This window comes from Desulfosporosinus nitroreducens, assembly GCF_023897015.1.
GTDB lineage: Bacteria > Bacillota > Desulfitobacteriia > Desulfitobacteriales > Desulfitobacteriaceae > Desulfosporosinus > Desulfosporosinus nitroreducens.
On record NZ_JAMHFY010000083.1, the window covers coordinates 1 to 1,476 of the forward strand.

Here is a 1,476-nt window from a genome sequence, read left to right on the forward strand (position 1 = left end):
GCAAGACTGCCCAAATTTTGAAGACCTACTAGAGGGTAAGATCCAAGTGAAATTTCTTGAAGAAGTTTAACAGACCTGCAGTGAGCTATTGACAGGAGCATTTAGAAAAGTTACAATATATTTCGATAGTTATCGAATCGTTATAGTATGAGTTTGGAGTTGGAATATGGACACGAAAAAAGCGGCAAAGATATTTAAGGCACTATCGAATCCCAATAGACTAGAATTGTATTTTAAAATTGCTGAGATGCATGAATCTAGTTTTCCAACCGATACCGATTCGGAATGCTTTGTTACAGATATCATCCGTTCGTTGAACATTGGTGCTCCGACTATTTCACATCATATCAAAGAGTTAGTAAATGCAGATTTGATCAGTACAGAGAAAAAAGGGAAATTTTTGATCTGCAAAGTAAATGAAGAGTTAATTGAGGAAGTTAGTAAGTTGTTATCATTACAGCAGCAATAATTTAGCGCAGCTTTAAATGCATAACGATTCGATAGTTATAAAACTATAAAATCATTAACCTTAAACCATCTATTGTCACTCATAAGAAGTATTAGGGTATTTCGAACATTCATGTGTTTGAATTCTATTCGACAAACGAACGATAAAATTAATGGAGGTACATTATGAAAGTGTTTTATTTTACAGCTACTGGCAACAGTTTAGATGTTGCAAAAAGATTTGGAGGAGAAATTTATTCGATACCAAACGTTTTAAGAGGTAATCAATTTCATTTCGAAGACGAAAAGATAGGCCTAATATTTCCCTGTTACGGCTTTGCAGCTCCAAAGATTGTCCGGGAATTTATTGAGAAGACCACACTTAAGAGCCCTTATATTTTTGTCATCATGACCTATGGAAACAAGCTTGCAGGCGGCGTCAATTGGTTTGTACGGTATGCTGAGGAAAATGATATTCATGTTCAATATGCAGACGGTTTACTCATGATAGATAACTATTTACCATTTTTTAATATTGAGAAGCAAAAGATGAAAAAGAAATATACTGAAGAAAATTTGAGCCGTTTGTTAAATGACGTGAATCAAAAGAAGCGATATATCAGGAATAGGTCATTCACAGATTCAATGTTGACCAAAGGCATTCAGTATTTCGTCAAAAGAAACCCAAACTTTAATACCGATAAAGATTTTTCTGTCGGGAACGACTGTAATCAATGTGGAACGTGTGTAAAGGTTTGCCCGCGTAATAATATAAAACTCGATGAGCATAAACCAGCATATGGGGGAAATTGCGAATTTTGTCTTGCGTGTATAAACCTTTGTCCGCAAAAGGCGATCCGATTAAAAAAAGAAAGTAATCCAAATGCACGTTATTTGAATGAAAATGTTACGTTAAAAGAAATTATTACGGCAAATAATTAAACAAGGGTTGGTTAAAAGCTCTTTCTCATCCCCGGGCATCCTACAAATTACGAATTAATGGGCCAATATCTTGTGAAAAATGGAATT

At 34.7% G+C, this 1,476-nt stretch carries 2 protein-coding genes; both read left to right on the top strand.

Features of this window, described 5'->3' with window-relative positions:
- The first annotated feature begins 166 nt into the window (after positions 1-166).
- The gene (locus M8E35_RS26230; RefSeq protein WP_252473915.1) at positions 167-469 is read left to right on the top strand and encodes an ArsR/SmtB family transcription factor; all 303 of its coding nucleotides are present in this window, start codon (positions 167-169) and stop codon (positions 467-469) included.
- Positions 470-633: 164 nt separating this feature from the next.
- A complete protein-coding gene (locus M8E35_RS26235) occupies positions 634-1,389 on the top strand; it encodes an EFR1 family ferrodoxin (protein ID WP_252473916.1) in 756 nt (251 codons plus the stop codon).
- Positions 1,390-1,476 lie beyond the last annotated feature (87 nt).